We start from the raw sequence: 25,612 nt of genomic DNA, 5'->3' as shown, positions 1-25,612 counted from the left end.
GCGCGCGCTCGCGGGACGGGTACGGGCGGTGGGCCATGCCGCCAGGATGGCAGAGCGCTACGGCTCCTCGGGCCAGCTCGTCAACGTCTTCCCGGTCGATTCGTCGGTGAGGGTGACGCGGGCGCCTGGCCTGCCCTGGCTGCCAACCAGCCGCTTGAACTGGTCGCGCGCGATCCCCTCGGCGTCCCACCAGCCGTGCAGGACAGGCCGCCCGTCGATGGAGAGCAGCAGGTGATAGCGGCCAGGGCGCATGCCACCAGTCTGGGCTACCACCTGCTGCGCCGCGCTCCATGCGCGCGCAGGCTGACGGTATGGCCCGCGTGATCGTGTACCCGCCCGACGAGGACGGCGGCCGGCGTGTCCGTGTGGACGGCACGATCCTCGGCCGCGCCTTCCGCCTGCGGGACGTGGTGGCGTTCCTCCAGGAGGCGGGCCTGCAGGACTGGGACGAGATGGACGTGGTACGCGCCGAGTGGATCGACTGGCGCGGCGGCGGGCCCGATGTGTGGGAACACTGAACGAGCACGGCGGGCGTGCGCCGGCCGGGAGCCGCGCGATGGGTGGCGTACCGGGCGGCCGTACACCCACCGCCCTCTCGATGGCTGGCCCGGCAGCATGCATCGGACGTCTGGCACGCAAAGTTCGTAGGTGGTACCACTTTGAAAAGTTGCTCAGACGTCAAATCTCGTCGCGCGCAATTGATTCGAGACCTGCGAATCTCACGCAGAAATTTGGGTGGCGCGCTAGGGTAGTACCACCAAAGCATCACGTGATGCATTTGGGCGGGCCCGCGCACAGTTGCGTGGTAACCGTTGGTGGAAGAGCCCCTCGCACACCTCAGTGATCGGTAGAGCGAGGGGCCCATCCGTGAGTCAGCGACCGCGTGTCAGCATCCAGACCAGGAGCTCGGCAGTGGTGGTGGCCGCCACCTCGACCGTGAACTGGTAGAGCCGGGTCTGCACGCGGTCGCTCGGCTTCGCCGAGTCGAACCACGCACGTACGGCTCCAGAGGCTTCAGTGCAGTGTCGACGCACCTTATCCCCTCTGGATCGCAGCGCCCCATAGAGGCGCCGCCGCATCTGCGCAAGGCGCATTGCAAGTCCCTTTCTCTCGTCGATGAACTCGGTGCACGAGAGGTGGACTTGGACCTTGACCGCAGTATGTCGGACGTCTTCACGGCCTGTCTGCTGGATCAGCAAAATGTCTGCTTAGCCCGGCGGTGATCGACGGGCGGAACCGCCATCAGTGCTTCGGAGGTACCCGAAGTAGCAGGGGCTCCTGCAAGCCGTCCCATGACACCTGAACCGCGCTGACGTCAGGCGAGCCGAAGTCGGGTGCGATGTAGAAGGGGTGGACCCCGCCCGGCTTGAGAGTGACACCGTTCGGCGCGTCGATCACCGACGTCGGTAGTTCGCCGACGAACCTGACACCGTCAGCCGGGCCGGTGCCCTCATTGACTAGGTGGTACAGCTCGCGGTCGTGGTGATGAACTACCAGGGATGGACGCGGTCGGGCCGCCTCGGCCTCGGCTGCTCGGCGTTCCGCGGCCTCCGCCCGCTGTTGAGCAAGCGCCGCCTCGTCGGCCGCCGCCGATCGCTCCGCCGCAGCTGCGGCGCGCTCACTGTGGCGTAGTGCTCGGATGCTGATCGCGGCAGCACCGAGTGAAACCAGCAAGGCGCCCCACGCGGGCGCGTCACCCCAGTCCATAAGGTGACCATAGCGGCGACAGGACATCGAGGTGGTGACTACGCCGCACAGGTCTTCTGCTCCGCAGTTCCGACGCGCCCGTCCCCGGAAATCAGGCAGCTTCGTCAGTAGCTGCCTCGGCTGCGACAGTGGTATCCAGCCACCGCAGCGTCGCCTGCGCCAGGAGCAGAGCCCGTATCGCATGAGCGGGCGAGTAGGCGCCGTCGTCTACCTGGTGGGCGGTGGCGTGCCGGTTGAAGGACATGTGCCCTTCGCCGCGCGTCCACTGCTCGTAGGCGGTGCCGATGCCGCCGCCGACCAGCACGAGTTCCAGCTCGGCGAAGGTGATGTCGCCCCAGTCGTCCGCAGGACGGAAGTGCTTACGCGTTCCGGTCTTCGTCATCGGGCCCTCACGGCGGAGGAACTCGAGGATGTGGACGTTCACGGTCGTGTCGAGCACGTTGCTTGCCGCCGCCTGGGCCGGGCCGTAGAGGCCTGCGCGGACGGCGGCCGCCGCCTCCAGCAGAAGCCCACGCAGCGCCTGGTGCTGAGGCAGGGCGACCGAGGCAAGGGACGCCTCGACGTCATCGGCGATCTCGGCGGCGTGGTCGACCAGCACGGTGCTGCGCGCCTCCAGACCATCGGCGTCAAGCAGCTCGCGGACGATACTGACGCGAGGGGCCCAAGCCAGAGAGGTACCGTCCTCGCCAGTCAGCCGGAAGATCTTCTCGTGATCCCCGGCCCGAAGCCCGCGCAGGTTCTCCGGGATGAGCTGCCTCAGGTCCTCAACCAGTCGCTGTAGCTTGGTCAGCTGCGGTTGAGTCTGCGCGAGGATGCGCCCAAGAGTCGGAGCGAAGTCTTCGTCCATCCGCTCTCGAAGCGTGCGCTGCAAATCCGTGAACCAGGGCTGGGACCCAGCCGCAGCCCTAGCGGCGGCAGCAGCGCCAACGGAAGCAGCACGATCGAGTTCCCTGCGGGCCGCAGTGGCGAACACCGCAAACTGCTCGCTGATTCGGTTGGCCGCCTCTTCGAACATCTTGAGATTGCTGAGATCCACGTGCGGGATCGGCGTGCCACCCGGCTTCAGACCCTCGGCACGGGCCTCGGGGCTGTCGTCACTGGGCTGTTCCGGCGCCTCGTCGTTCGGCTCGGGGCGGTTCTCGTCTGTCATGGCCGCACTGTAAGGGTCGCCTCTGACAACGGCACTTGGATATGAGGGTTCACCGTCATGCCAGAGCCAGAGCATCCGCTGGTCAGGCGCACGTCAGGGCACACTGGACAGGTGAGCACCGCACGCACCGGCCGTGACGACTTCCCCTCGTCAGCCGGCCAGGCCACAGGTCCCGTTGGTGTACCTCAACTTCTGCTCTGAAGCTGGCGGTTCCACGAATGGCTCAGTTGCTGACAGGCCATGCTGCCAGCATGAAGCAGAAGACGAAGCGGATCGTGGGCTCAGCGGTTCTCGCGCTGGCGGTGGTCGTGTATGCCTTGCTTCTGTGGCGCGGGCCGTGGTGGATCGACGGCGCCCATCTCCGTACTCGGGATCTCCAGCCCGCAGACGGAGTTGTGATCACTGGCTTCCGTACCATGCTGGTCGCCCTGGGTGCCGGTGCGGTGGCAGCGCTCGGCCTCTACTACACGCACAAGAGTCACAAACAGACAGAGGCTCTGTTCGAACACACTCGGGCCAAGGACCGCGAGCAGGCTGATCTCACCCGTGAAGGGCAGGTTACCGACCGCTACGTCGAGGCGATCAAGTTGCTGTCGACGCCGGGCGAGGACGGCATGATGGCCAGGCTGGGCGGTATCTACTCCCTTGAGCGGATCATGCGCGACTCGGACAAGGATCTCGATACTGCAATCCAGGTGCTCGCCGCCTTTGTGCGAAAGTACGCACCGGCGCCGGAGACCGAGACCGATGGGCCATCTGTCTACGAGTCAGACGAGGATGATCTGTACATGGCTCGTCCCAAGGAGGACGTGCAAGCTGCGCTCACCGTGCTCATGCGTCGGCGCGATGGCGAAGAGCGGCAACTGGACCTGCCGTTCACGGATCTCAGGTGCGCCGACATGGCCGGTGGCCACTTGATGTACGCCAACCTGGTCGGATCCCGTCTCGATCGAGCCGACCTCAGGGGCGCAACGCTGGCCTATGCAAAGCTGGCCGGAGCGGACCTCACGGACGCTGACCTAGCAGGGGCGGATCTGCGCAACGCCGACCTTGTCGGGGAGGGAACCGACCCCACCCGCATCACCGCTCAGCAGTTGATGACGACCGACTTCGACAGCAGCACCAAGGTGCCTGCCCATCTGATGAAACACCCTGACGTGCAGATACCTCAGGCTGCGAGCATCCGGCTTTTCAAGCGCCGCCTGCGATAGCTGGAGCAATAGGTCACCCTAGGTGAGTGAGTACCGCACGCACCGGCCGTGACGGCCGCCCCCTCGTCACCACCCCGCAGGCCGCCTACAGCCTCACCATGACGCCGAAGCAGTTCCGCGACTGGGCGCGCCGCCGGCACATCACCCCGGCCGGCTTCCAGCCCAACCCGATACGCGGGCAGGCCCTCGCCCTGTGGGACCTCGCCGACATCACCGCCGCCGTCCGGGAGGCCGCCAAACAACCCGCCTGACCAGGGCCCTGCTTGACAGAGATCACTGCGACGCTCATTCTGTGAGACGGTGGCACCGCTGTCGGCAAGGTCTCAACGCCCCAACCGCCACCGCTGAACACTTCCCGGCCCGGCCTCTGCGCCGGGCTTTCGCATGTCCGCCCTGATCCGAGAGGAGGGGCGTACGTGCGCATCCGCCGCATCCTGACCGCCCTGCTGCTCGCCGTCACCGCGCTGCTCACAACCGGCGCCACCTGCGCGGAACCCGCGCCGGCCACGACGGCGTTCACCATCAAGGGCCTGGACCTGCACGATGCGCAGCTCGCCCGCTTCGGCGACACCTACTACATGTACGGGTCCATGTACGGGTGTGGATTCCAGTGGTACGGGCCCGCGCCCACCACGTGGTGCGGGTTCGGGGTCTCCACCGCGCCCAGCCCGCAGGGCCCCTGGAGCGCGCCGAAGCAACTCTTCGATCCCGCCTCGCAGGACCCGTCGTTCAAGCGGAGCTGGCAGGACACCTGCGGCGGGACCTCCCAGGGCTGCTTCAACCCGCGCATGATCCAGCGCACCGGTTGGGGCAGTTCAGACGGTGTCTACATCCTGTGGTTCAACGCGCCCCGCCAGTACAGCGACGGCGCGTCGAACGCCTACAACTCCATGGGATGCGCCGGCCCCGCCGGACCGTGCGGTCCCGGGGCGCAGCCGTACGGCTCCTACACCAAGCCCAACCTGGACATCTGCGCTGGTGCCAACGGTGACTTCGGGTTCATCCAGTCCGCCACCCCCGGCGCCAGGCCCGCCATCATCTGCACCCGCGCCGGTAACTCCGGGCTCAGCATCCAGGAGCTGAACTGGTGGGGGACCGGCGGCAACACCGGGGTCGGCGTCTCCAGCGTCGCCGGCCTCACCGGCGTCGAGGGCCCCGGCGGATGGTGGGACGCAGCCACCAACCAGTACGTGATCACCTACAGCGACCAGGGCTGCGGCTACTGCTCGGGCACACCCCTCGGGTACGCCACCGCACCCTCCCTCTACTCCGGCTGGACCGCGCCCACCAACGTGGGCTGGGGCCAGCCCGCCTACGCACGCCGAGACTTCGACGTCTCCTCCTGCGGAGGCCAGGCCCGCACCATCGCAGTCCTCGACGGGCAGCCCTGGCAGATCATCGACCTGTGGCTCGGCACCCGCAACGAGACCCAGGCCAACACGCAGGTGGTACCGCTCCACTACACGCCCACCACCGGCACGCCCGGCGACGGGCAGGTGTGGCGGCCGCCCCTCCAGCTGGAGTGCTGACACCGGGGGAGTAGCCCATGCCCCAGCTCAGCCCAGCAGAGATCGCACGCCGCACACGCCAGGCCCGCGGTGGCCGGCCATGGCTACGCCTGCAAGCGCAGGTGTATGCAGAAGAGACCCACTGCTGGATCTGCCGCAAGTACGTGGACCAGTCCCTGCCCGGCACTACCCACCCCATGGCCCGCACAGTGGACCACGTCCACCCACTGTGGCTCGGTGGTGACCCACTCGACCGAGCCAACTGCAGACTGGCCCATCGACGATGCAACACCATCCGGAACAACAAGCTCCGCGCAGCCCAGCGCCCACGCCCCACCTACACCGTGGACGCCTCCACCCTCTGACCCGCCCCACCCCCACCCCCACCCCCACCCTGCCCTGGCCCAAGGCCGCAGGCCGAGGCCAAGCACACCCCACACCACCCACCCGCCCCGCGCTGCGCCCAGCCTGCTGACCTCACAGCTCACGGTCAGACGTTCGCAACGATGCTTCGCGCGCTCGGCAAACATGCAGGTCAGAGACGTTTGCGCGAATGGTTTGCTGCAAATTCCGTTTTTTGATCATGGGGTGATTGACCCCGCGCCCGCCTGAAAAAAATATCCCCCCGCGAAAACGACAGGGGGGTCTTTCCGGGGGTGGTGGCGGTGAGCGAGGCGGTCGAGGAGCCGGCCGGGCTGGGGGAGCGGGGCCTGCGGATGTGGCGGGAGTCGCTGGCGATCTGGTCTCTGACTCCGGCGCATCTGGTGCTGCTGGAGGAGGCTTGTCGGATCGCTGACCGGCTTGACCTTCTGAACTCCATGCTGCGCTCGCTCTCGGTGGATGTCAACCCCAATGTCGAGCAATTCGCTGATATTTCGGGGTTGTTGGCGGAGTCTCGGGCGCAATCCAGTGCCTTGAAGCTGCTGTTGGCGGAGATTCGGCAGGGTCAGACCGGCGCTGCACCGGACAAGGAGACGCCGGCGGGAGGTGTGGGTGTCCACGACCTCACGAGGCGGATCGCTGAGCGCAAGCGCTAGGCCGAGGGTTGAGGTCCACCCGCCCTACGCCTACACCTTCGGCGGCGAGGCCTGCGACCTGGCCGCGCGCGGCGGGCTGATCGCGGACCAGTGGCAGCGTGACGCCGTCGACCTGCTGCTCGCCTGCCGCGCGGACGGCAAGTGGGCCTGCTTCGAATACGCCGAGCTGGTGGCCCGCCAGAACGGCAAGGGCGGCATCCTCGAGATCAGGGTGCTGGCCGGGTTCTTGCTCCTGGGCGAGCAACTGATCCTGTGGAGCGCCCACGAGTACAAGACCGCGATGGAGGCCTTCCGCCGCTTCCGGTCGCTGCTGCGGCGGCTCGGCAAGCAGGTCGGGAACAACGAGAACCTCATCGAGATCGACGGCGTCCGCATCAAGATCTCGAACACCAACGGGGAAGAGGGCTTCGAGCGCCTCGACACCGAGGCCCGCATCAAGTTCGTGGCCCGCAGCAAGGGCAGCGGCCGCGGCTTCAGTGGTGACCTGGTCATCATCGACGAGGCGTTCGCGTACACCCTGCTCCAGCAGGAAGCGCTCATGCCGACCATGCGGGCCCGCCCCAACCCGCAGATCATCTACACCAGCTCCCCGCCGCTGGACGGCGAGTCCGGCGACGTCCTTTTCATGCTGCGCGAGCGAGCCGAGGCCGGAGGGGACGACTCGCTCGGCTACCGGGACTGGGGTGCCGCCGGCGACCTCGACCACCTCGACGAGGTCGACCTCGACGACCGGGCGCTGTGGGCGGCGACGAACCCCGCGTGGGGGACCCGGGTCACCGAGCAGGCCACCCTGAGGGACCGGCGCGGCATGTCGCCGAAGGGGTTCGCGCGGGAGATCCTCGGGATCTGGCCTCGCCGCAGCCAGGGCAACGTCGTTATCGACCCGAAGCTGTGGGCGGCCATGGCCGACGAGGCCTCCCAGCGTATCCAGGAAGGCGGCGTGGCGCTCGGCGTGGACGTGTCGCCGCTGCGGGACTACGCCGCGGTCTGCGTGTACGGCGTACGCGGTGACGGCCTCGGGCACGTGCAGCTCGCCGACTACCGGCCGGGCACCCGCTGGCTCGTGCCGCGCCTGGTCGAGCTGCGGAGCACGCTGGAGCCGATCACGCTCGCGATGGGCCGCGGCACGTTCGCCTTCCTCAAGACCGCCCTCGACAAGGAGGGCTTCAAGCTTCCGGAGGACGTCGAGGCGCCGGAAGTCGGGGACCTGGCCGTGACGAACGCGGTGGACATGGCGGCCGCCGCGGGCCAGATCCTCGAGGCCGTCCGTGAGCAGGGGTTCCGCTACATCCCCAGCGAGCCGCTCGACACCGCGGTGGCCGGCGCGAAGACGAAGCAGTCCGGGGACACCGTCGCGTGGACTGCGTCCGGCACCGATACGGACATCAGCCCGCTCGTGGCGATGACCCTCGCGCGCTGGTCGTACGTGGCCCGCTCCCACCTCCTCGAGGGCCGCCAGTACGACGTCACCCAGTCGATCTTCTGACCCGCCAGATCCACAACCGGCCGGGTCCAGACCCACAACCACGCCGCCAGAGGCACAACGACGCCCGGGAGGGAGCCGCATGCGTAACCCCTTCCGTCGCTGGGGCTGGACGCGCGGGGCCGACAGCCCGGCCGCGCAGGAGCGGCGGGACCTGGGCGTCGGCGACGTCTCCTGGCCCGTCGAAGACCTCGCCTCCCCTGCCGCGGTCAGCGTGGAGGGCGCGCTGCGGCTCACCCCGGTCTTCGCCGCGGGCCGGCTGCTGAGCACCTCGGTGGCGTCCCTGCCGATCAAGCAGTACCGACGGGTTGGCGACACGACGATGAAGCTGCCGCTCGCGTCGCTGTTCCAGCGGCCGGCGTCGCAGGGCACGATCGACGACTGGCTGAAGCGAGCCGTGCTGTCCCTGGTCTACCGCGGCAATGCCGTCGGGTTGGTGATGGAGCGGGACTGGCTGGAGTACCCCACCCGGATCGAGTGGCTGAACCCGGCGAACGTGTTCGTGCAGGACACGGGCCCCATCGGCACGCGCGGCTCGTTCACGGACCCGGTGTGGTCGTACCTCGGCGTCGAGCTGCCGTCCGAGGACGTCGTGCACATCCCCTGGATGACCTACCCGGGCCGCGTGTGGGGTCTGTCGCCGATCGCCGCCTACGCGGTCACCGTGTCCACGGGCCTGGCGGCGCAGAAGTTCCTCGACGACTACTTCCGGGCCGGCGGGCAGCCTCCGGGCCGCTTCCAGAACACGACGCAGACGATCGACCAGCAGCAGGCGAACGTCATCAAGCGGCGCATCGTGCAGGCGATCCGCTCGCACGAGCCGATCGTGTACGGCAAGGACTGGACGTACGAGCCGATCACCGTCAGCGTCCAAGAGGCCCAGTTCTGCGAGACGATGCGGCTCGGCGCCACCCAGATCGCCGCGATCTACGGCATCCCGCCCGAGAAGATCGGCGGCGAGACCGGCGGCTCCTACACCTACAGCTCCCCGGAGCAGCGGCAGATCGAGTTCATCCAGGACGCCCTGCTGCCGTACCTGGTGTCGCTGGAGAACCACCTCTCCGCGCTGCTGCCACGCGGCCAGTTCATCAAGTTCAACGCCGACGCTCTGATCCGGGTCGACATCCTCACCCGGCACGCCGTCTACGAGAAGCAGCGCCTCATGGGCAAGAACAACCTGGACGAGATCCGCGCCCTCGAGGACGAACCGCCGCTGCCGGACGGCAAGGGCCAGGACTACACGCCCCTGCCGATCCAGGCCGGCGCCAACATCACTGTCCCGCAGCTCCGCTCGCGCCGGGAGGACCCCGGGCTGCACCTCATCCACACCCCGAGGGGGACCCATGGCTGATCGCCGCGACCTCATCGACGTGCCCGAGCGGCGCGCGATCCAGACGAACGGCGGTCTGGAACTGCGCGACGTCGCCGGCAACCTGAAGCTCACCGGCTACGCCTCCGTCTTCGACTCCCCGTACGACGTGTACGGCGGCCCGCCGATGGGCTGGACCGAGATCGTCGACCGCTCCGCGTTCAACGTCACCCTCGCCGCGAAGCCGGACCTGCACCTCCTCATCAACCACGAGGGCATGCCCTTGGCGAGGACCAAGAGCGGCACGCTGCGCCTGGCCGCCGACACCACCGGCCTGCACGTCGAAGCCGACCTGGACCCGTCCGACCCGGACGTGCAGCGGCTGCGCACCAAGATGACCCGCGGCGACATGGACGAAATGAGCTTCGGGTTCCGCGTGAAGCGGCAGGAGTGGAACGAGGACTACACCGAGCGCCGCCTGCTGGAGGTCTCCCTGCACAAGGGCGACGTCTCCGTGGTCAACTTCGGCGCCAACCCGGCCACCAGCGCGCAGCTCAACTCCGCCGCCGACGCCCTGGAGCTCCTGGCCGACCTCGACCCGGAAGCGGCCCTGGCAGAGCTGCGGTCCGCCGACGGCGTCGACCTCGAGCGGCTCGCCCGTGCACGGGACAACGTGCTCGCCCTGCACCGTACGGCCACCGGCAACAAGCCGGGCCGCCGCGCGAGCCAGCTGCTGTCGGTCGCAGATGCCCGCGCCCTCGAGGAAGAGGACCGCGACCTGCGCCTGCCCACCGCCATCCCGACGCACTCGACCGCCGTGTCCGAGGGCCCCATGGACCGGCGGGCGGTCGTCGACGCCGCCCCGGCCGACCCGGTGGTGCTGCGCTACATGCACGCCTACGTCGACCCGACCGCCGACCCCGAGGCGAAGTCGTCGTACCGGTTCGCGCACCACGAGGCCCGCATCGGGGCCCCCGCGAACCTGGGCGCCGTCCGCTACGCCCTCTCCCGGCTGCCCCACTCGGACATCCCCGAGGACGAGCGCGCAGCCGTCGAGGCGCACCTGCGCCGCCACCTCGCCGACGCCGACTGACCGGCGCCACCCCACGAACTTCCGCGTACGCGCGCTGACGCGCGCCCGCGGCTGCTGTCGCAACGCCTGGCACTGGCGCTCGACGGCTCATCACGGCCTGGCACTGGCCGCCGTCATGATCCGACACGCCAGAAAGGCACACGCTCATGGACGAGCGTCTCAAGCGGCTCATCGCCCGCCGCGACCAGGCCTCCAAGGACCGCGAGCAGCTGCTCGCATCCCGCAAGGCCATCACCGACCTCGCCGAGGAGGAGGCCCGCGAGGACCTCCTGCCGGAGGAGGACGCCGAGTTCCGCGAGCTCACCGCCCAGGTCAAGGCCAAGGACGAGGAGCTGCGCCAGCTCGACGAGCGCATCACCGAGCTCACCGAGGAGGAGGAGCGCGCCCAGAAGCTCACCGCCGGCGCCCTCGCGGTGAAGCGCGCCCAGGCCCGCGTCCAGTCGGTGACGGAGGCCCGCACCTACGAGCGGGGCAACGGCCGCTCCTACCTCCAGGACCTCGCGCGCGTCCAGCTGAACATGGACGGCGACGGCACCGCCCGGGACCGCCTGCAGCGGCACGCCCTGGAGGTCGAGTCCGACCGCGAGTTCCGCGACCTGAACCGCACGGACGGCACCGGCGGCTACTTCGTGCCGCCGCTGTGGCTGATGAGCTCGTTCGTCGAGCTGGCCCGCGCCGGCCGCGCCTACGCGAACGTCGTCACCTCGCAGCCGCTGCCTCCGGGCACCGACTCGATCAACATCCCGAAGGTGGCCACCGGCACCGCCACCGCGGTGCAGACCGCGGACAACGCGGCCGTGCAGGAGACCGACCTGACGGACGACTTCGTGACCGCGCCGGTGCGCACCATCGCCGGCCAGCAGGACGTCGCGATCCAGCTCCTGGACCAGTCCCCGGTCTCCTTCGACGAGGTCATCTTCCGGGACCTGGTGGCCGACTACGCCACCAAGCTGGACGTGCAGGTCATCTCCGGCTCCGGCAGCTCCGGGCAGGTCACCGGTGTCCGCAGCACTTCGGGCATCGTCACCATCTCGGCGTCCACGGCGACCGTCCAGGCGATCTACTCCAAGCTCGCCGACGCGGTGCAGCGCGTCCACACCGGCCGCTTCATGCCGCCCACCGTGATCGTCATGCACCCGCGCCGGTGGGCGTGGTTCCTCGCCGCAGTCGACACGCAGAACCGGCCCCTGGTGGTGCCGGACGCGGGCAACCCGCAGAACGCCATCGCCACCCTCGGCGCGGTCGCCGCCGAGCAGGTCGTCGGCCAGATGCACGGCCTGCCCGTCGTCACCGACCCGTCGATGCCGACCACCCTCGGCGCCGGCACCAACGAGGACGTCATCCACGTCGTCCGCGCCAGCGACCTGCTCCTGTACGAATCGGGCATCCGCTCCCGCGTCCTCCCGGACGTCGGCTCCGGCAACCTCACCGTCCGGCTCCAGGTGTACGGCTACCTCGCCTTCACCGCCGGCCGCTACCCGAAGAGCGTGGTGGAGATCGGCGGCGCCGGTCTCGCGGCACCGTCGTTCTGATCCTTCTACCGGGGCCGGGCACTCCAGCCCGGCCCCACCGGGGAGCACCGTGTACGACGAGCAGACGTTCACTCCCCACGCCGAGCCCGGCTGGGCGGCGTGGGACGAGTGGTCGCCCGAGCAGGAGTTCTGCGCCTTCGCGGGCAGCCTCCAGCGGATGCTTCAGCCTGCCGTCGTCCTGGAGACCGGCGTGGGCGTCGGCCGGCTCACCGAGCACCTCGACCGCGACGCCTGCACCTACCTGGGCTACGAGTCGGATCCCGCGTGGCGGCGGCCGCCGGCCGACCCCGCCCAGGCCACGCCGACACCGGGCGCGATGGCCCAGGCCGACCTGGTCATCCTGGACAGCGCGCCCGAGTACCGGTTCGCCGAGCTGGCCATGTGGGTGGAGCACGGCAAGCGCGGCTCCGTCGCCCTGGTCCACGACGCCGGCAACGGGCACATGCTGGGCACCCTGCACGCCCGCATCGGGGCGGCCTGCGCCGCCACCGGCCAGCCCGGCATGTTCCTGCACAACCCGCGCGGCGGCTGGCTGGGGGTCCACCGGTGAGGATCATCGGCCTGCTGTCCTGGTACGAGGAGCCCGCGGCCTGGCTCGCCGAGTGCGTCGCCTCCGCGGCCAAGCTGTGCGACCACCTCATCGCCGTTGACGGCCCGTACGCCCTCTTCCCCGGCTCCACCCGGCGCCCGGCGTCCGGCAGCGAGCAAGCCGACACCATCGCCCGCACCGCGGCCGGCGCCGGGATCGGCTGCACGATCCACGTCCCCCGCCAGCCCTGGTGGGGCGGCGAGGTCGAGAAGCGGGACTTCATGTTCAAGCTCGCCGCGCCCCTGGTCACCGCGGACGACTGGCTGCTGCGCATCGACGCCGACGAGGTCCTCACCGACGTCCCGGCCGACAGCCGCCAACTGCTCGCCGTGAGCCGCCTGGACGTCGCCGAGGTGACGATCTGGGACCGCGACGATGGCAGCGCCCACCCGTTCCGCTGCCTGTTCCGCGCCCTGCCCGGGATCGCGATCGAGCAAGCCCACTACGTCGTCACCGCGCCCGGCCCCGCCGGGAAGCGGGTCCTGGTCGGCAACAGCACCGTTCACGTCCAGGAGCCCGCCGAGGCCCTGTGGGACGTGCGGCTGGAGCACAGGACGCGGCAGCGCCCCACACACCGTCAGAAGCAGAAGCAGCAGTACTACGAGGAGGTGGCCGACCTTGGCTGCGAGCAGGTCTTCGAGGTCAGGTAAGGACGTGCGGGACGTCGAGGCGGACTACAAGGACGCCTACATCGCCGAGCACGCCAGCTACAAGGCAGCCGGACGCGACAAGGACGCCAAGGCCGTCGCGGAGATCCTCCGCGACCGCTACGGCTACGACGTCAACGCCGAGCCGGAGCAGCAGAAGGAGGCCCCGCAGGAGGAGCCGCAGGAGGCGCCGGAGCAGGGAACGCCGGAGACAACGGCCGCCGAGGCCCCGCCGGAGGCCGCTGTCGAGCCGAAGCCGGCAGCGCAGAAGACGGCGCCCGCGCGCAAGCCTGCCGCGAAGAAGGCGGCCGCGTCCGACAGCAAGACCGGGGCCTGATCCGATGCCTCTTCCCGCCGGCGTGGAGACCGTCACCGTCACGTCCGGGCAGCCGCTGACGCTGCCCGACGGGACACCGATGCAGGGTGTGCTGTACTTCAGCGGCCCTGACGTGGTCACCATCGCCGGCCAGGACGTGCTGCTCGGCGGCGAGATCCCCGTCAAGCTCGTCAATGGCACGTTCTCCGTCGACCTGGTCGCCACCGACGCCACCGGCATGAACCCGAGCGGCTGGACGTACACGGTCCGCGCCGTGCTGAGCAACGCCCCCTCCTGGGTGCGGTACATCAGCCTGCCGAAGGCCACGCCGAGCGTGCGGCTGGCCGACGTCGTGGTGCCGGACCCGGTGGCCGGCAGCTACGCGACCCTCGTGGACGCGTCCGCGATCACGGCGGCCTTCCTGGCCAAGGCACAGAACCTGGCCGACCTGCCCGACAAGCCCGCAGCCCGCACCAACCTCGGGCTCGGTGCGGCCGCTACGCGGAATGTCGGCACGGGGTCCGGAACAGTGGCCGCCGGCGACGACCCCCGCTTCTCCAACGCCAAGGCATGGGTCTTCGACGTGACGACCTACGGCGCCAAGGGCGACGGGCGGCTGGTCACCGACGGCGCCATGACCTCCGGTAGCGCAGTGCTGACCAGCGCGACCGCCAACTTCCAGCCGCAGGACGTCGGCAAGGCGATCTCCGTCAAGGGCGCGGCCATCGACGGCGTCACCACGCTGGTCACCACCATCGCCTCCCGCCAGTCCGCGACACAGGTCACCCTCGCCACCGCGGCGGCCACAACCGTCTCCGGCGCGCTCGTCATCTGGGGAACCGACGACACCGCGGCCTTCAACGCCGCGGTGGATGCCGCCGAGCAGTACCTGGCTACCCACACCTACGCCCAGGTGTTCGCACCGCCCCTGCCGTACGTCATCGCCGGACCGCTGAGGACCGACCGGTCCGGCAACGGCCAAATCGTCTTCGGGCCCCAGCCCATGTCGGGGGACCAGAAGACGCTGCACTTCGCCGGTGTCGCGCCGGGCGCCCCGGTGCGGACCTGGCTGCAGACGCAGCCGTTCCTGGCGGGCTCCTGCCTGATCTCGCTCGGCGTGTACGGCTCGATCAACGCCCAGACCAACGACATCAACGCCCACGGCAACCCGGCCGTGATCAGCGGGCCCAACGAGGGCTCCGGGTACGGCGTCAGCGCCACCTTCAGCAACACCCTGGTCGCGATCACCGGCCTGACCATCATCACCACGCACTCGACCTTCGGCCTCACCTACAGCGCCGCCAACCTGTGGGGCTGCGCCAAGGCCTACGTGGACGGCCTCGCGTACGGCACGGCGGGCACCGTCGCCACCCCTTCCACCGACTACACCTCGCCCGCTCTCCTCGGGAACGGTGCGAGCGTCGGTCTGCTGCTGCCCGCTCCCGGCAACAACGACCACGTCGTGGCACCGAACGTCAGCTGCAACGGCGGCTACACCTACGGCATCTTCATCACCGAGCACGCCCTGGTCGGCCGGTACATGGCCCTGTACTGCTGGGCGGGCATCGTCGCTATCGGCACCTACCGCGGTTCGGTGGGCTCCGTCCACGCCATGAAAGTGATCTCGGCCAGCGTTGAGGCGTGCACGCACGAGCTGTACATCTACGGGCCCGGCTCGCAGGGCGTCGGCCCGATCATCGATATCGACCAGCTCAGCACCGAGTCCGGCACCCCGAACATCGCAGGCACCAGCACCAGCGCCATGAACGCCGCACTCGGGCGGGTGCGGCTCACGGGCCTGTTCACCGAGTCCGGCGTCAGCGTGTCCGCCCCCACCGGCATCGAGCTGGTCAACGGCAGCATCCCCCGGGCGATCAAGCGGAAGACGAGCAGCTTCACCGTGTCGCCCGTCGACCGCACGCTGATCTGCGACACGAGCGGCGGCGCGATCACCGCGACCCTGCCGGCCGCCGACTACTGCCCGGTCGAGTACTGCTTCCGCAACACCGGCGCCAACAACCTGGTCCTCGACCCGGCGGGCGCGCAGACCATCAACGGGGCCGCCACGCTCACCCTGACCAGCGGGCAGACGGCCCGGGTCCAGGCCCTCTTCGACGGCACCGCCTGGGGCTGGTATGCGATCTGAGAGGACGCCATGGGCATCGTGACGCTCGCCGCGGCCAAGGCCCAGCTCAACATCGCCGCCTCCGACACAGGCGACGACGTCGAGCTGCAGGGCTACATCGACGCCGCCACGGCCGCCGTCGAGACACAGCTCGGCCTCGTCGTGGAGCCCCGCACCGTTACCGATGAGCTGTCGTGCGCAGCGGGCACCCGGACGCTCCTGCTGCGCTCCGTGCCGGTCCTGTCGCTGACCTCGGTCACCTCCCTGGACGGGTCGCAGTCGTGGGCGGTCGGCCCGTCCGTGATGCGCGTCGACAGCGCCTCGGGGCTGGTGACCGTCCTGTCCGGGCCGGCCTTCTCCGGCACGGTGCTGGTCACCTATCAGGCGGGGACCACGGTGATCCCGGCGAACTGGCGCCTCGCCACGCTCATCATCATCCAGCACCTGTGGGAGACGCAGCGCGGCCGCGCCGGAGCGGTCCCGGGCGGCAGCGACGAACCCGAGTACTTCCCGGGCCGCGGGTTCGCGATCCCGCGCCGCGCGGTGGAGCTGCTCGAGACGACTCTTCCGGGGGTGGCGTGATGGCGTCCAGCCGTGTCCCGCAGCTCATCGACAACTTCGTCGCCGCGCTCCAGGCCGCGCCGGGCCTGGCCGGGGTGCAGGTCGTCGACGGGCCCCTCGTCAGCGCGAGTACCGCCACCGAGTGGGTGTTCGTCGGCTACGACGCCAACCCCGAAGGCGAGTTCAACACGGCGTTCACGACCCAGACGTGGGCGGGGCTCGGCGCGAGGGCGAAGAACGAGGACATCGCACTGACCTGCGCCGTCCTCGTGCAGCGCGGCACCACCGACGTACGGGCCTGCCGGATGCGCACCTTCGAAGTCTTCGCCCAGGTCGAGGCCGTCGTCCGCGCGGACCCCTCGCTCGGACTGCCCCCGCCCACGGTGTGCTCCATCTCGGAGACCACCTTCTACACCGAGCAGACGGACCGGGGCGTCCAAGGGCGGCTGCCCTTCACCCTCGTCACCAGCCCCACCCGCATCTAGGAGACCGCGATGAGCGCCGTACGCCTGCGCAACACCGGGGACGCCGTGCACCTGTACGCGCCCCCGGGCAGCCCCAACAGCCTGGCCGTGGACGCCGGGCAGATCATCACCGTCGCCGGGCCCCTGAAGGAGACCGACGACGCCTACCTGTGCGGCGAGGACGACGCCTGCCGCGCCTTCCCCAAGTCCCGCTGGGCTGTTGTGCAGCCCGGCAAGAAGGCCGTCGAGAGCGGCAGCGAGAAGAAGGGCGGTGACAGCTGATGGCCACGGGTTCCGGGCTCGATGCCCAGCTGATGATCGGCGCGGAGTCGACGTGGGGGACGGCGGTCACGCCCGACCACGCCTACGAGTTCTCCGACGAGGGCCTGAAGATGGACCCGAGCTTCCTGGAGCCGACCGGGCTCCGGGCGGGCCTGAAGTACAAGCGGGCTTCCCGCGTGTCCATCTCCCGTAGGACGGTGTCCGGCGACATCACGCTGGAGCACTCGACCAAGGGCATGGGCCTGCTGTGGAAGCACTGCCTGGGCTCGGCGCTGAACACGCCGACCACGCTCACCGCGCCGGCCACCGAGCAGGTCCACGTCCCGGGTGACTTCCGCGGCAAGGGCCTCACCGTGCAGGTGGGCCGCCCCGAGCCGTCGTCGGGCACGGTGAAGCCGTTCACCTACGCCGGGTGCAAGGTCACGCAGTGGGAATTCACCGTCTCCGACAACGGCATCCCGCAGCTCAAGGTCACCTTCGACGGGCGCAGCCAGGACACGACCACCTCGCTCGCGGCCGCCTCCTACCCCGCCGGTGCCAAGGTCTTCTCCTTCGCCAACGCCACGCTCAAGCTCGGCGGGACCGCGGCCACCGCCTCCGGCAAGACCACCGTGAGCGGCAACACCGCGGTCGCCACGATCATCACCGAGGTCCAGGTGCAGGGCCAGGCGCCCATGGCCACCGACCGTTACGGCATCGGCAACAGCGGCTTGAAGGCCGAGCAGCTCGAGAACGACACCCCGACGATCACCGGGTCGCTGAACGCGGAGTTCAACAAGGCCGAGCTGTACGACCACTTCACGAACAACGACACCCTGCCGCTGGTGCTCACCCTCACCGGTGACCCGATCGCCACGTCCGGCAGCAACGACCTGCTGGAGATCATCCTCCCGGCGGTGAAGCTGAAGTCGGCCAGCCCGAACGTCGGCGGCCCGGACATCGTCTCGATGTCCACCAGCTTCGAGGCCTACTCCGACGAGACCAACCCGCCCATCCAGGTCCGCATCGTCTCGGGAGACGCAACACTGTGATCATCAAACTGACCGTCGAGGGCACCGAGTACGAGTGGGACAGCGACCGGCTCCTGGTCGCCGAGGCCCGCGAGCTGAAGGTCCACACCGGCCTCACCCCGCCCAGATGGCTCGCAGCCATCGACGAGGGCGACCCGGACGCCCTCGCCGGGCTGATCTACCTGGCGAAGAAGCGCGCCGGGGAGAACCTGCGCTTCAGCGACCTCGACACCCTCGACTACCACGACGTCGACCTCGAGGTGGACGACCCCGCAGACGAGGAGCCGGCCGACGACGGCGAGCAGCAGGCGGCGGAGCCGGCGGACCCTACTCCCGTATCTGGCGAGAGTGGGCCGGCGACCCCGACGCCAGATACTTCTTCTACCTCGCAGCCTTCGCCTACCGCTTCAAGTACCGACCCTGCGACATCGGCGCTCTGACCCTCTACGAGTTCGACGTGCTCGCCGACCTGTGCGACCGGATGGCCAAGGAGGCCGAGGCCCTCGCCTAGGCAGCCGGTGAGTGCTCTCCCAGGCGCAGGCCGCACTTCGGGCAGGTGGCTGCCTTCTCGGCGTGCGCGCCGGCCGCTCCGGTCAGCGCCACGCCGACCAGGAGGGCGCCGATCGCCGCGGCGAGGCCGAGCCAGGCCGGATGGATGCCGGCGGGCCACAGGACCAGCCAGCCGACGACGCCCGTGCTCGGGTCCACGCTGATCGCGCTGACCGTGTTGACGATCGCCGCGACCACAGCGGCGAGCTGCAGCACAGCGACCCATCCCCAGAAGGTGCGCCAGCCGGTGTGTTCGACGGGCGCGACGTCCTGCGCGCAGGCCTCGCAGCGGCGCCGCGCTTCTCTCGTCTCGCTGCTCACTTCTCATCCCCCCACATCTGGGCCCCAGTTGGCCGGGATGTTCCCATCGCGCCCATATCGGGTCAACTGGATCAAGGAGGCGTCGTGGTCGCGGACGTTCAGCTGCACACGGGGAGGGACCTGCGGCGCATCGCCGCCGAGCTGCGGCAGATGAACAACCGGCAGCTGAAGCTGGAGTTCACCAGGGAGCTGCGGGCGGCGGCGAAGCCGATGGTGCCGGCCGTACGGCAGGCCATCCGGCAGATCCCCTCCAAGCAGGGCTTCAGCTCCGACGGGCTGCGCGGCCGCATGTCGAGGGCCGTGAAGCTGGAGGTGCGCACGGCCGGCCGGGACGCGGGCGTCCGCATCCGTGTCGACGGCCGCAAGATGCCCTCCCAGCAGAGGGCGCTCCAGTCGTACATGGAGGGCGTGAAGAAGCCCTGGCGGCACCCCGTGTTCGGCAACCGCGAGGTGTGGGTGAAGCAGCAGCCGAAGCCGTACTTCTTCAAGACCGTGCGCCCGATGGGCGCCGCCTCGCGTGTGCAGGTCAACCGGGCCATCGACCGCGTGGCCAAGAAGATCTCCTGACTCTCTGACCTCCTGATCCGCTCGACCGCATTACCGATCGGCGCTGCCGCGCTGCGACCCCTGAGACGGGAGGTGGCGCGGCATGTCCTCCACGACCACCCGCGTCGTGTACGACCTGGTCGCCCGCGACCACGCGAGCCGGACCTTCTTCCGTATCGGTGAGGCTGCGACAGGGCTGGAGAAGAAGTCCGCCGGCGTCGGCGCCGCGATCAGCCGCGGCCTGAAGATCGGCGGGGTAGCCCTCGCTGCGCTCGGCGCTGCGTCCGCGAAGGCCGCCGCGGACTTCGAGGGGGAGATGACCCGCATCTCCACCCAGGCGGGCGGCACCGCGAAGGACGTCAAGTTCCTGTCCGACCAGGTGCTGAAGCTTGGCGGGAAGGTCCAGCAGGGGCCGAAGGAGCTCGCGGACTCCCTGTACCACCTCAAGTCGGTGGGCATGGAGAACGCCGAGGCGATGACCGCCTTGAAGGAGGCCTCGGACCTCGCCGCGGTGGGTCACGCCAACCTGGAGCAGACCACCAACGCTCTGGCGGGCGCCTGGCGGACCGGCATCAAGGGCGCCACGTCCTTCCATGAGGCCGTCGCCACGGTCAACGCGATCATCGGCGCGGGCAACATGTCGATGGAGCAGTTCAACGCTGCGATCGGCACCGGCATCCTCCCGAGCGCGAAGACGTTCGGCCTGTCGATGCAGCAGGTCGGCGCGGCTCTCGCGCTGATGACCGACGAAGGCATCGACTCGGCGTCGGCCGCGACCCGGCTGCGTATGTCCTTCAGCCTGCTCGGTGCCCCGTCCGGCGCGGCAGAGAAGCAGCTGAAGAAGATCCACCTCACTGGCCTGCAGCTCGCCCAGGCGATGCGCGGCAAGGACGGCCTCATCGGGGCGCTCACGCTGCTGAAGGACCACCTCGACAAGTCCGGGATGAGCGCGGCGCAGCAGTCCCAGCTGCTCTCCCGGGCGTTCGGTGGCGGCCGGTCGTCCTCCGGCATCCTGCTGATGCTGAACAACCTCGACGTGCTGATCAAGAAGCAGGAGCAGATCAACGGCTCCATCGGCAAGTTCGACGAGGCCGTCAGGCAGCAGCGGGCCACCGCGCAGGCACAGTGGAAGCGGCTCACCGCCGGCCTGGAGTCGATGTCGGTGCGCCTGGGCCTGGTGATCCTGCCGCCGATCACGAACTTCGTCGGGTACATCAACGACAAGGCGATCCCGGCGGCCGCCCGGCTCGGCCGGACGCTGGGCGGCATGGTGCCGGTCGGCCAGATCAAGTCGGCGATCGGCGAGGCCCAGTCGGCGGTGTCGGGGTTCCTGACCGGGCTGACCGGCGGCAAGGGAATCGGCGGCTTCTTCAAGGCAGCCCCTGCCCCGAAGTCTCCGATCGACAAGTTCCCGACGACCGTGCTGCCGGGCCCGCTGGGTGGCGCGCCGCACCTCGGGTCCGGGCAGACGGGCGCCAAGGGCGGTGGGCCGCTGCAGCAGAAGCCGCACTACGGGGTGGGGCAGGTCGCTCCGACGACCGTTGTGCAGGGGCCCGCGCTGGCGCCGATGCCGCACGGCGGGTCCGGGCTGACCGCGCCACTGGTCAAGGCGCCGAAGGCGCCGCCCAAGAGCGCGGCGCAGCAGCTGGGGGAGACGATCCGCAAGGCCGTCACGGACGGCATCAACAACATCGACGGCAACAAGATCGGGTCGATGCTGGGCGGGGCGCTCGCCAAGGCCTTTGAGTGGGTCGCCAAGAACACGGGCCAGCTCGCCGGGAAGCTGATCGACGCGCTTGCCGGCATGGACTGGGTGGACGTCGGCAAGAAGGTCGGCGGGCACGCGATGGGCTTCGCGATCGGCTTCGTCTCCAGCCTCGGGTCCGAGCTGTTCTCCGCCGACTTCTGGAAGAAGCACTGGTGGGACACGATCATCGCGGTGCTGTCGGTGTTCGGCATCGGCAAGATCGCGGGCCCGCTGTCGAAGATCCTCAGCAAGATCCCCATCCTGAAGATCTTCGCGCCGCTGGTCGAGAAGCTCGGCGGGTTCACGAAGCCGCTCTCGGACGGGATCTCGAAGTACATCGTCAAGCCTTTGGGGCACGTCGGAAAGGCGATCCTCGACGGCATCGGGGCGGGCTTCACCAAGGTCTTCCCCCAGGCGGCCGTGAAGTTCGACCTGTTCGTCGGACGCCTCGCCTTGAAGATCATCGGCTATGCCGGGCGGTTCGTCGGCGCCGGCGAGCGGATGATCGGGGGCCTGGGCGGCGGCATCCTCAAGGCGGCCGGGCAGCTCGGCAAGTGGGCAGGTCAGCTCCTCGGCTACGTGCTGAAGCCCTTCGCCCGGGGCGGCTCGCTGCTGTGGTCGAAGGGCGCCGAGCTCGTGTCCGGGCTCAAGCGGGGCGGCATCGCTGCGGCGCGCAACCTGGCCACCTGGGCGTGGGAGACGATGGGCCGGCCCGCCGTGAACGCCTTCAGGTCGGCTGGTTCGCTGCTGTGGTCGAAGGGTGCTGCTCTCGTCGGCGGCCTGAAGAACGGCATCGTCAGCATCTCCCGCACGCTCGGCATGTGGATCCTCACCCACGTCGCCCTGCCCATGACCAGCGCCTTCCGTAACGTCGGCTCGTGGCTGGTCGACAAGGGCCGCAACCTGGTCGGCGGCCTGAAGAGCGGCATCGTGGGCGCCCTGAAGGGCATCGGCACGTGGATCAAGTCGACGTTCGTCGACCCGATCGTCAGCTGGGTCAAGAAGCACTTCGGGATCAACAGCCCGTCCCGCGTGTTCATGGGCATCGGCGCCTCCCTGAGCAAGGGTCTGCTGAAGGGCCTGGTGAAGAACCACCCTGCGGACATCGTGAAGAAGGTCTTCGGCAGCGTCCCTGACGCCCTGGGCACGCTCGTCGGCAAGGGCCTCATCAAGGTGCAGGACCTGCCGGGCAAGGCCTGGAAGGCGCTGAAGGGGCTCGGCTCCAAGCTGGGCGGCTTCTTCGGGGGCCTCTTCGGCGGCGGGGGCAGCAAGGGCGGCAGCGTCGACCGCTGGGCCAGCACGGTGTCCACCGTCCTGTCGATGCTCGGGCAGCCGCAGAGCGCGCTCGGCGCCGTCCTCAAGCGCATCCAGATGGAATCCGGCGGCAACCCCGAAGCGATCAACTTGTGGGACTCGAACGCGAAGGCCGGCCACCCGTCGCAAGGCTTGATGCAGACGATCCCGTCGACGTTCGCCGCCTACGCCGGGCCCTTCCGCAGCCGTGGCATCCTCGACCCGCTCGCCAACATCTACGCCGGCATCAACTACGCGATGCACGCGTACGGCAAGAACTGGATCAGCGTGATGACCCGGCCCGGCGGCTACGCCAAGGGCGGCTTCGCGCAGTTCGGCGAGACGGCCTGGGTCGGTGAGAAGGGCGCCGAGCTGATGCAGGTCACCCCGCAGGGGACCCGCATCTTCAACCACCAGGACTCGATGGCGATCGCCCAGGCGTACGGGATCCGGCTGCCCGGCTACGCCTCCGGCACCATCCAGAACGCCGCGGACCGGGTGACCCGCGACCGGCAGAAGGTCGAGGAAGCCAAGGACGCCCTCTCCCGCGCGCGGCGCCGCCACAAGGGCGAGGCCGCCGCCGAGGCCAGGCTGAGGGCCGCGCAGAAGGAGCTGAAGGCCGCGGAGATCGCGCTGGCGAACGCGCGGCGCAGCGCCAAGACGGGCATCTCCAACTCGATCGTGACCGGCCTGCAGAAGACGCTGGCCACCGGCACCGCGGCGGCGATCAACTCGGCGATCAAGAGCCTGGCGACGAAGCTCCTCAACGCCGGCTACTCCGGGACCGCCAAGTTCGCCATGTACAGGGGCAACCAGCTGGCGGCGCTCTCGGACCGCAGGGCCGCCGTCCAGCGGACCATCGCCGCGGCGAACCAGTACGCCACCGACCAGTCCTCGAAGATCAGCGACTTCCTCACCATCGGCGAGACCTCCGCCCAGGACATCAACGGGCTCATCGGTCAGCTGACGAACAAGCAGAAGGTCGCGTCCGACTTCGTGGCCCTCACCCGGAAGCTGAAGCAGCTCGGCGCGTCGAAGGACCTGCTGTCGCAGCTGTCGGACGCAGGCCCGGGAAGCCACCTGGCGGCCATCCTCAGCGACAGCCGTATCGGACGGTTCGACATCGGCCGCCTGAACAAGCTGATCCAGGGCGGCAGCAAGCTGGCGACCAGCTTCGGCAAGGACATGGCCGACCTGATGTACGACTCGGGATCGCAGGCGGGCAAGGGCTTCCTCGCCGGCCTGAAGGCCACCGAGGCGGACTTGACCCGGCAGATGGCGAAGATGGCCGCCGCCCTCGTCAGCGCGATCAAGAAGGCGTTGAAGATCAAGTCTCCGTCGCAGCTGATGCGGGACCAGGTCGGGCGCCAGATCGCGCTCGGCATGGTCGTCGGCATGGACCAGCACCAGCCGCACGTCGCCGCCGCCGGCCGCCGCCTGGCCACCGTCGCCTACGCGGCCGCCGCGGCCGGCAGCTCCGCGCGCGCGAACGCGGCCACCGCCCAGTTGGTGCAGCTCCTCAGCAGCGGCCAGCTCGGCGGCGCCGAGGTCCACGTCCACTTCGACGACCCGACCCTGAAGGACCTCATCCGGGTCACCACCAATCCGATGATCAAGGCCAGTGAGCAGCGCCAAGCTCGCCGCGCACAGGTGGGGAGGCGCTGATGACCATCAGCTTCGGCGCGGTAGGCGCCTCGGCATCCGGCACCACGTCCGTGACCCCGGCCCTCCCGGCCGGGATCACGGCAGGCATGCTCGGCGTGCTCCAGGTTGTCTCCGGCCACCCTTCCGACTCGATCCCCTCGACACCCTCGGGCTGGACACTGGCGGGCAGCTTCTCCGGAGGAGGCGGCACCTTCGGCGCGGGCACCGGCCCGCGCAGGCTCACCTTCTTCGTCCGGGAGTTCACCGCCTCGGAGACCGCCCCCACCACTACGCAGCCCGCCGGCACCGGGGCGACGATCGCCGCCCGGGTGTACAGCCTGTCCCGCAGCGCGGGCACCGGATGGCGGTGGGCGCTCGCGTTCGCCGAGGACACTGCCTCGGGCACCGCCTTCACCGCCACCTCGGCGACCACGCTCACCTGGAGCCCTGGCGACTTCGCCGTCCTCGGCTACGCCATCCCCCTGTCCACCGCCGGTCTCACCGCCGAGGCCATCACCGCCACCGGCATCACCTTCGGCACCATCACCGAGTTCGCCGACGACTCGATCACCACGGGCAACGCCTCCCGGTTCGCCGCCGCGACCGGCGCGGTCACGTCGGGCACCGGAACGCAGGCCCCCACCGTGGCCGCCACGCTGTCCGCCGCCTCGACCGGCGCCTGCGGGGTGCTGCGCGTCCGGGAAGCCACCGCCACCCTGACCGTCACCGCCCAGTCCGTGTTCCCGCCCCGCAACCTGCTGTCCCTCACCGGCATGTCCGCCGGCGACATCACCAGCGTCACCATCAACCGGATGGCCCTCGGCACGGCGACGCCAGTGCGGGCGGCCGTCGACGTGAACGTGACCGGCCAGAACGCCATGGTCCGAGTGGACGGAGAGCAGCCCTTCGGTGTCCCGCTCACCTACCAGGCCGTGCTCACCGACATCAACGGCAACGAGTGGACCGTCACCTCTGCGAGCATCACGTCCACCGTCCCCAGCGACGTCATCTCCGACGCCATCCGCGGCGTGGGCGCGCCCTGCTTCATCGAGGCCTGGCCGGACAAGAAACGCACCCGGGAGGCGAGCGTCTTCAACGTCGGCGGCCGCTACGTCGTCGTCGGCAAGCCGCGGTCGACCGCCCAGTCCACGGTGACGGTGTCCACCGACACCAACGCGGACGGCGACGCCCTGCAGTCCGTCCTCCAGGGGCTCACCGAGGGCGTGCTGCTGATCCGCAAGCAGGTCACCGATCCGCGCGTCGACAGCTACCTGGCGCTCCTCGAGGACACCGAGAAGCCGAACTGGCAGACCGAGTACCGCGAATGGGACCTGTCCGTCGCTGAAGGGCAGGCCTGGGCTAGCACCCTCGAGGCGGCCGGCTTCAGCCTGGCGGACATCGCCAACAACTTCACCAGCCTCGCCGACATCGCCGCCGCGTTCCCCACCACCCTTCTGTCCATCGCCACGTTCGACTTCGGGGGCTGAC

27 protein-coding genes are annotated in these 25,612 nt (G+C 69.6%); 22 read left to right on the top strand and 5 right to left on the bottom strand.

Going from position 1 to position 25,612, the window contains the following annotated elements:
• Window positions 1-57 precede the first annotated feature (57 nt).
• Window positions 58-252: a hypothetical protein gene (locus ACF1AL_RS06200; protein WP_391779112.1), complete on the bottom strand. Its 195-nt coding sequence runs from the start codon at window positions 250-252 to the stop codon at window positions 58-60.
• A gap of 59 nt (window positions 253-311) precedes the next feature.
• Here ACF1AL_RS06200 and ACF1AL_RS06195 point away from each other — a divergent pair, with 59 nt between their 5' ends.
• The gene (locus ACF1AL_RS06195) at window positions 312-518 is read left to right on the top strand and encodes a hypothetical protein (RefSeq protein ID WP_391779111.1); all 207 of its coding nucleotides are present in this window, start codon (window positions 312-314) and stop codon (window positions 516-518) included.
• A 354-nt stretch (window positions 519-872) separates the two neighbouring features.
• On the opposite strand, the gene ACF1AL_RS06190 is transcribed toward ACF1AL_RS06195, so the two are convergent.
• From ACF1AL_RS06190 to ACF1AL_RS06180, 3 genes are all read right to left on the bottom strand, one after another.
• Window positions 873-1,199, bottom strand: coding sequence for a hypothetical protein (locus ACF1AL_RS06190; RefSeq protein WP_391779110.1), 327 nt, complete (start codon window positions 1,197-1,199; stop codon window positions 873-875).
• Between the two features lie 43 nt (window positions 1,200-1,242).
• Window positions 1,243-1,707, bottom strand: coding sequence for a hypothetical protein (locus tag ACF1AL_RS06185; protein ID WP_391779109.1), 465 nt, complete (start codon window positions 1,705-1,707; stop codon window positions 1,243-1,245).
• Window positions 1,708-1,798: 91 nt separating this feature from the next.
• Window positions 1,799-2,857 (bottom strand): hypothetical protein, encoded by a 1,059-nt coding sequence (locus ACF1AL_RS06180; protein WP_391779108.1) that lies wholly within the window; start codon window positions 2,855-2,857, stop codon window positions 1,799-1,801.
• A 251-nt stretch (window positions 2,858-3,108) separates the two neighbouring features.
• Here ACF1AL_RS06180 and ACF1AL_RS06175 point away from each other — a divergent pair, with 251 nt between their 5' ends.
• From ACF1AL_RS06175 to ACF1AL_RS06090, 18 genes are all read left to right on the top strand, one after another.
• Entirely contained in the window at window positions 3,109-4,068 is a 960-nt protein-coding gene (locus ACF1AL_RS06175) for a pentapeptide repeat-containing protein (RefSeq protein WP_391779107.1), read from the top strand.
• Window positions 4,069-4,094: 26 nt separating this feature from the next.
• Entirely contained in the window at window positions 4,095-4,319 is a 225-nt protein-coding gene (locus ACF1AL_RS06170) for a hypothetical protein (RefSeq protein ID WP_391779106.1), read from the top strand.
• A 165-nt stretch (window positions 4,320-4,484) separates the two neighbouring features.
• Window positions 4,485-5,597 (top strand): hypothetical protein, encoded by a 1,113-nt coding sequence (locus tag ACF1AL_RS06165; protein WP_391779105.1) that lies wholly within the window; start codon window positions 4,485-4,487, stop codon window positions 5,595-5,597.
• A 17-nt stretch (window positions 5,598-5,614) separates the two neighbouring features.
• The gene (locus tag ACF1AL_RS06160) at window positions 5,615-5,941 is read left to right on the top strand and encodes an HNH endonuclease (protein WP_391779104.1); all 327 of its coding nucleotides are present in this window, start codon (window positions 5,615-5,617) and stop codon (window positions 5,939-5,941) included.
• 300 nt (window positions 5,942-6,241) lie between these two features.
• Window positions 6,242-6,613 carry a hypothetical protein gene (locus ACF1AL_RS06155; protein ID WP_391779103.1) on the top strand — a complete coding sequence of 124 codons (372 nt, stop codon included), beginning with the start codon at window positions 6,242-6,244 and terminating at the stop codon, window positions 6,611-6,613.
• Complete coding sequence (locus tag ACF1AL_RS06150; protein WP_391779102.1) at window positions 6,570-8,099, top strand: hypothetical protein; 1,530 nt, start codon at window positions 6,570-6,572, stop codon at window positions 8,097-8,099. Before ACF1AL_RS06155 ends, ACF1AL_RS06150 begins: the two co-directional genes overlap by 44 nt.
• A 79-nt stretch (window positions 8,100-8,178) precedes the next feature.
• Window positions 8,179-9,447 (top strand): phage portal protein, encoded by a 1,269-nt coding sequence (locus ACF1AL_RS06145; protein WP_391779101.1) that lies wholly within the window; start codon window positions 8,179-8,181, stop codon window positions 9,445-9,447.
• Window positions 9,440-10,498, top strand: a complete 1,059-nt coding sequence (locus ACF1AL_RS06140; protein ID WP_391779100.1) for an HK97 family phage prohead protease — start codon at window positions 9,440-9,442, stop codon at window positions 10,496-10,498. The genes ACF1AL_RS06145 and ACF1AL_RS06140 overlap by 8 nt, the downstream gene beginning before the upstream one ends.
• Window positions 10,499-10,644: 146 nt before the next feature.
• On the top strand, window positions 10,645-12,030 hold the full coding sequence (locus ACF1AL_RS06135; RefSeq protein ID WP_391779099.1) for a phage major capsid protein: 1,386 nt from the start codon (window positions 10,645-10,647) through the stop codon (window positions 12,028-12,030).
• 49 nt (window positions 12,031-12,079) lie between these two features.
• On the top strand, window positions 12,080-12,580 hold the full coding sequence (locus ACF1AL_RS06130) for a hypothetical protein (protein WP_391779098.1): 501 nt from the start codon (window positions 12,080-12,082) through the stop codon (window positions 12,578-12,580).
• Window positions 12,577-13,269, top strand: a complete 693-nt coding sequence (locus ACF1AL_RS06125; protein WP_391779097.1) for a hypothetical protein — start codon at window positions 12,577-12,579, stop codon at window positions 13,267-13,269. The genes ACF1AL_RS06130 and ACF1AL_RS06125 overlap by 4 nt, the downstream gene beginning before the upstream one ends.
• Before the next feature lie 4 nt (window positions 13,270-13,273).
• Entirely contained in the window at window positions 13,274-13,603 is a 330-nt protein-coding gene (locus ACF1AL_RS06120) for a hypothetical protein (RefSeq protein ID WP_391779096.1), read from the top strand.
• A gap of 4 nt (window positions 13,604-13,607) precedes the next feature.
• A complete protein-coding gene (locus ACF1AL_RS06115; protein WP_391779095.1) occupies window positions 13,608-15,728 on the top strand; it encodes a hypothetical protein in 2,121 nt (706 codons plus the stop codon).
• A 9-nt stretch (window positions 15,729-15,737) separates the two neighbouring features.
• On the top strand, window positions 15,738-16,289 hold the full coding sequence (locus tag ACF1AL_RS06110) for a head-tail connector protein (protein WP_391779094.1): 552 nt from the start codon (window positions 15,738-15,740) through the stop codon (window positions 16,287-16,289).
• Window positions 16,289-16,753, top strand: coding sequence for a hypothetical protein (locus ACF1AL_RS06105; RefSeq protein WP_391779093.1), 465 nt, complete (start codon window positions 16,289-16,291; stop codon window positions 16,751-16,753). The genes ACF1AL_RS06110 and ACF1AL_RS06105 overlap by 1 nt, the downstream gene beginning before the upstream one ends.
• 9 nt (window positions 16,754-16,762) lie before the next feature.
• Entirely contained in the window at window positions 16,763-17,014 is a 252-nt protein-coding gene (locus ACF1AL_RS06100) for a hypothetical protein (RefSeq protein ID WP_391779092.1), read from the top strand.
• Window positions 17,014-18,045, top strand: coding sequence for a phage tail tube protein (locus tag ACF1AL_RS06095; protein WP_391779091.1), 1,032 nt, complete (start codon window positions 17,014-17,016; stop codon window positions 18,043-18,045). The genes ACF1AL_RS06100 and ACF1AL_RS06095 overlap by 1 nt, the downstream gene beginning before the upstream one ends.
• Complete coding sequence (locus tag ACF1AL_RS06090; protein ID WP_391779090.1) at window positions 18,042-18,464, top strand: hypothetical protein; 423 nt, start codon at window positions 18,042-18,044, stop codon at window positions 18,462-18,464. Before ACF1AL_RS06095 ends, ACF1AL_RS06090 begins: the two co-directional genes overlap by 4 nt.
• A 67-nt stretch (window positions 18,465-18,531) precedes the next feature.
• On the opposite strand, the gene ACF1AL_RS06085 is transcribed toward ACF1AL_RS06090, so the two are convergent.
• Entirely contained in the window at window positions 18,532-18,894 is a 363-nt protein-coding gene (locus tag ACF1AL_RS06085; protein ID WP_391779089.1) for a hypothetical protein, read from the bottom strand.
• A gap of 84 nt (window positions 18,895-18,978) precedes the next feature.
• Here ACF1AL_RS06085 and ACF1AL_RS06080 point away from each other — a divergent pair, with 84 nt between their 5' ends.
• The 3 genes from ACF1AL_RS06080 to ACF1AL_RS06070 all read left to right on the top strand — a co-directional run bounded on the left by ACF1AL_RS06080 (window position 18,979) and on the right by ACF1AL_RS06070 (window position 25,611).
• Window positions 18,979-19,461 (top strand): hypothetical protein, encoded by a 483-nt coding sequence (locus ACF1AL_RS06080; RefSeq protein ID WP_391779088.1) that lies wholly within the window; start codon window positions 18,979-18,981, stop codon window positions 19,459-19,461.
• 82 nt (window positions 19,462-19,543) lie between these two features.
• Entirely contained in the window at window positions 19,544-24,145 is a 4,602-nt protein-coding gene (locus ACF1AL_RS06075; RefSeq protein WP_391779087.1) for a phage tail tape measure protein, read from the top strand.
• Window positions 24,145-25,611, top strand: coding sequence for a hypothetical protein (locus ACF1AL_RS06070; protein WP_391779086.1), 1,467 nt, complete (start codon window positions 24,145-24,147; stop codon window positions 25,609-25,611). The genes ACF1AL_RS06075 and ACF1AL_RS06070 overlap by 1 nt, the downstream gene beginning before the upstream one ends.
• The last annotated feature ends 1 nt before the right edge of the window (window position 25,612 follow it).

The organism is Streptomyces sp. NPDC014801 (genome assembly GCF_043082085.1).
Lineage (GTDB): Bacteria > Actinomycetota > Actinomycetes > Streptomycetales > Streptomycetaceae > Streptomyces.
Note: the sequence above shows the minus strand (reverse complement) of the source record. Positions and strands in the feature narration are given on the sequence as shown.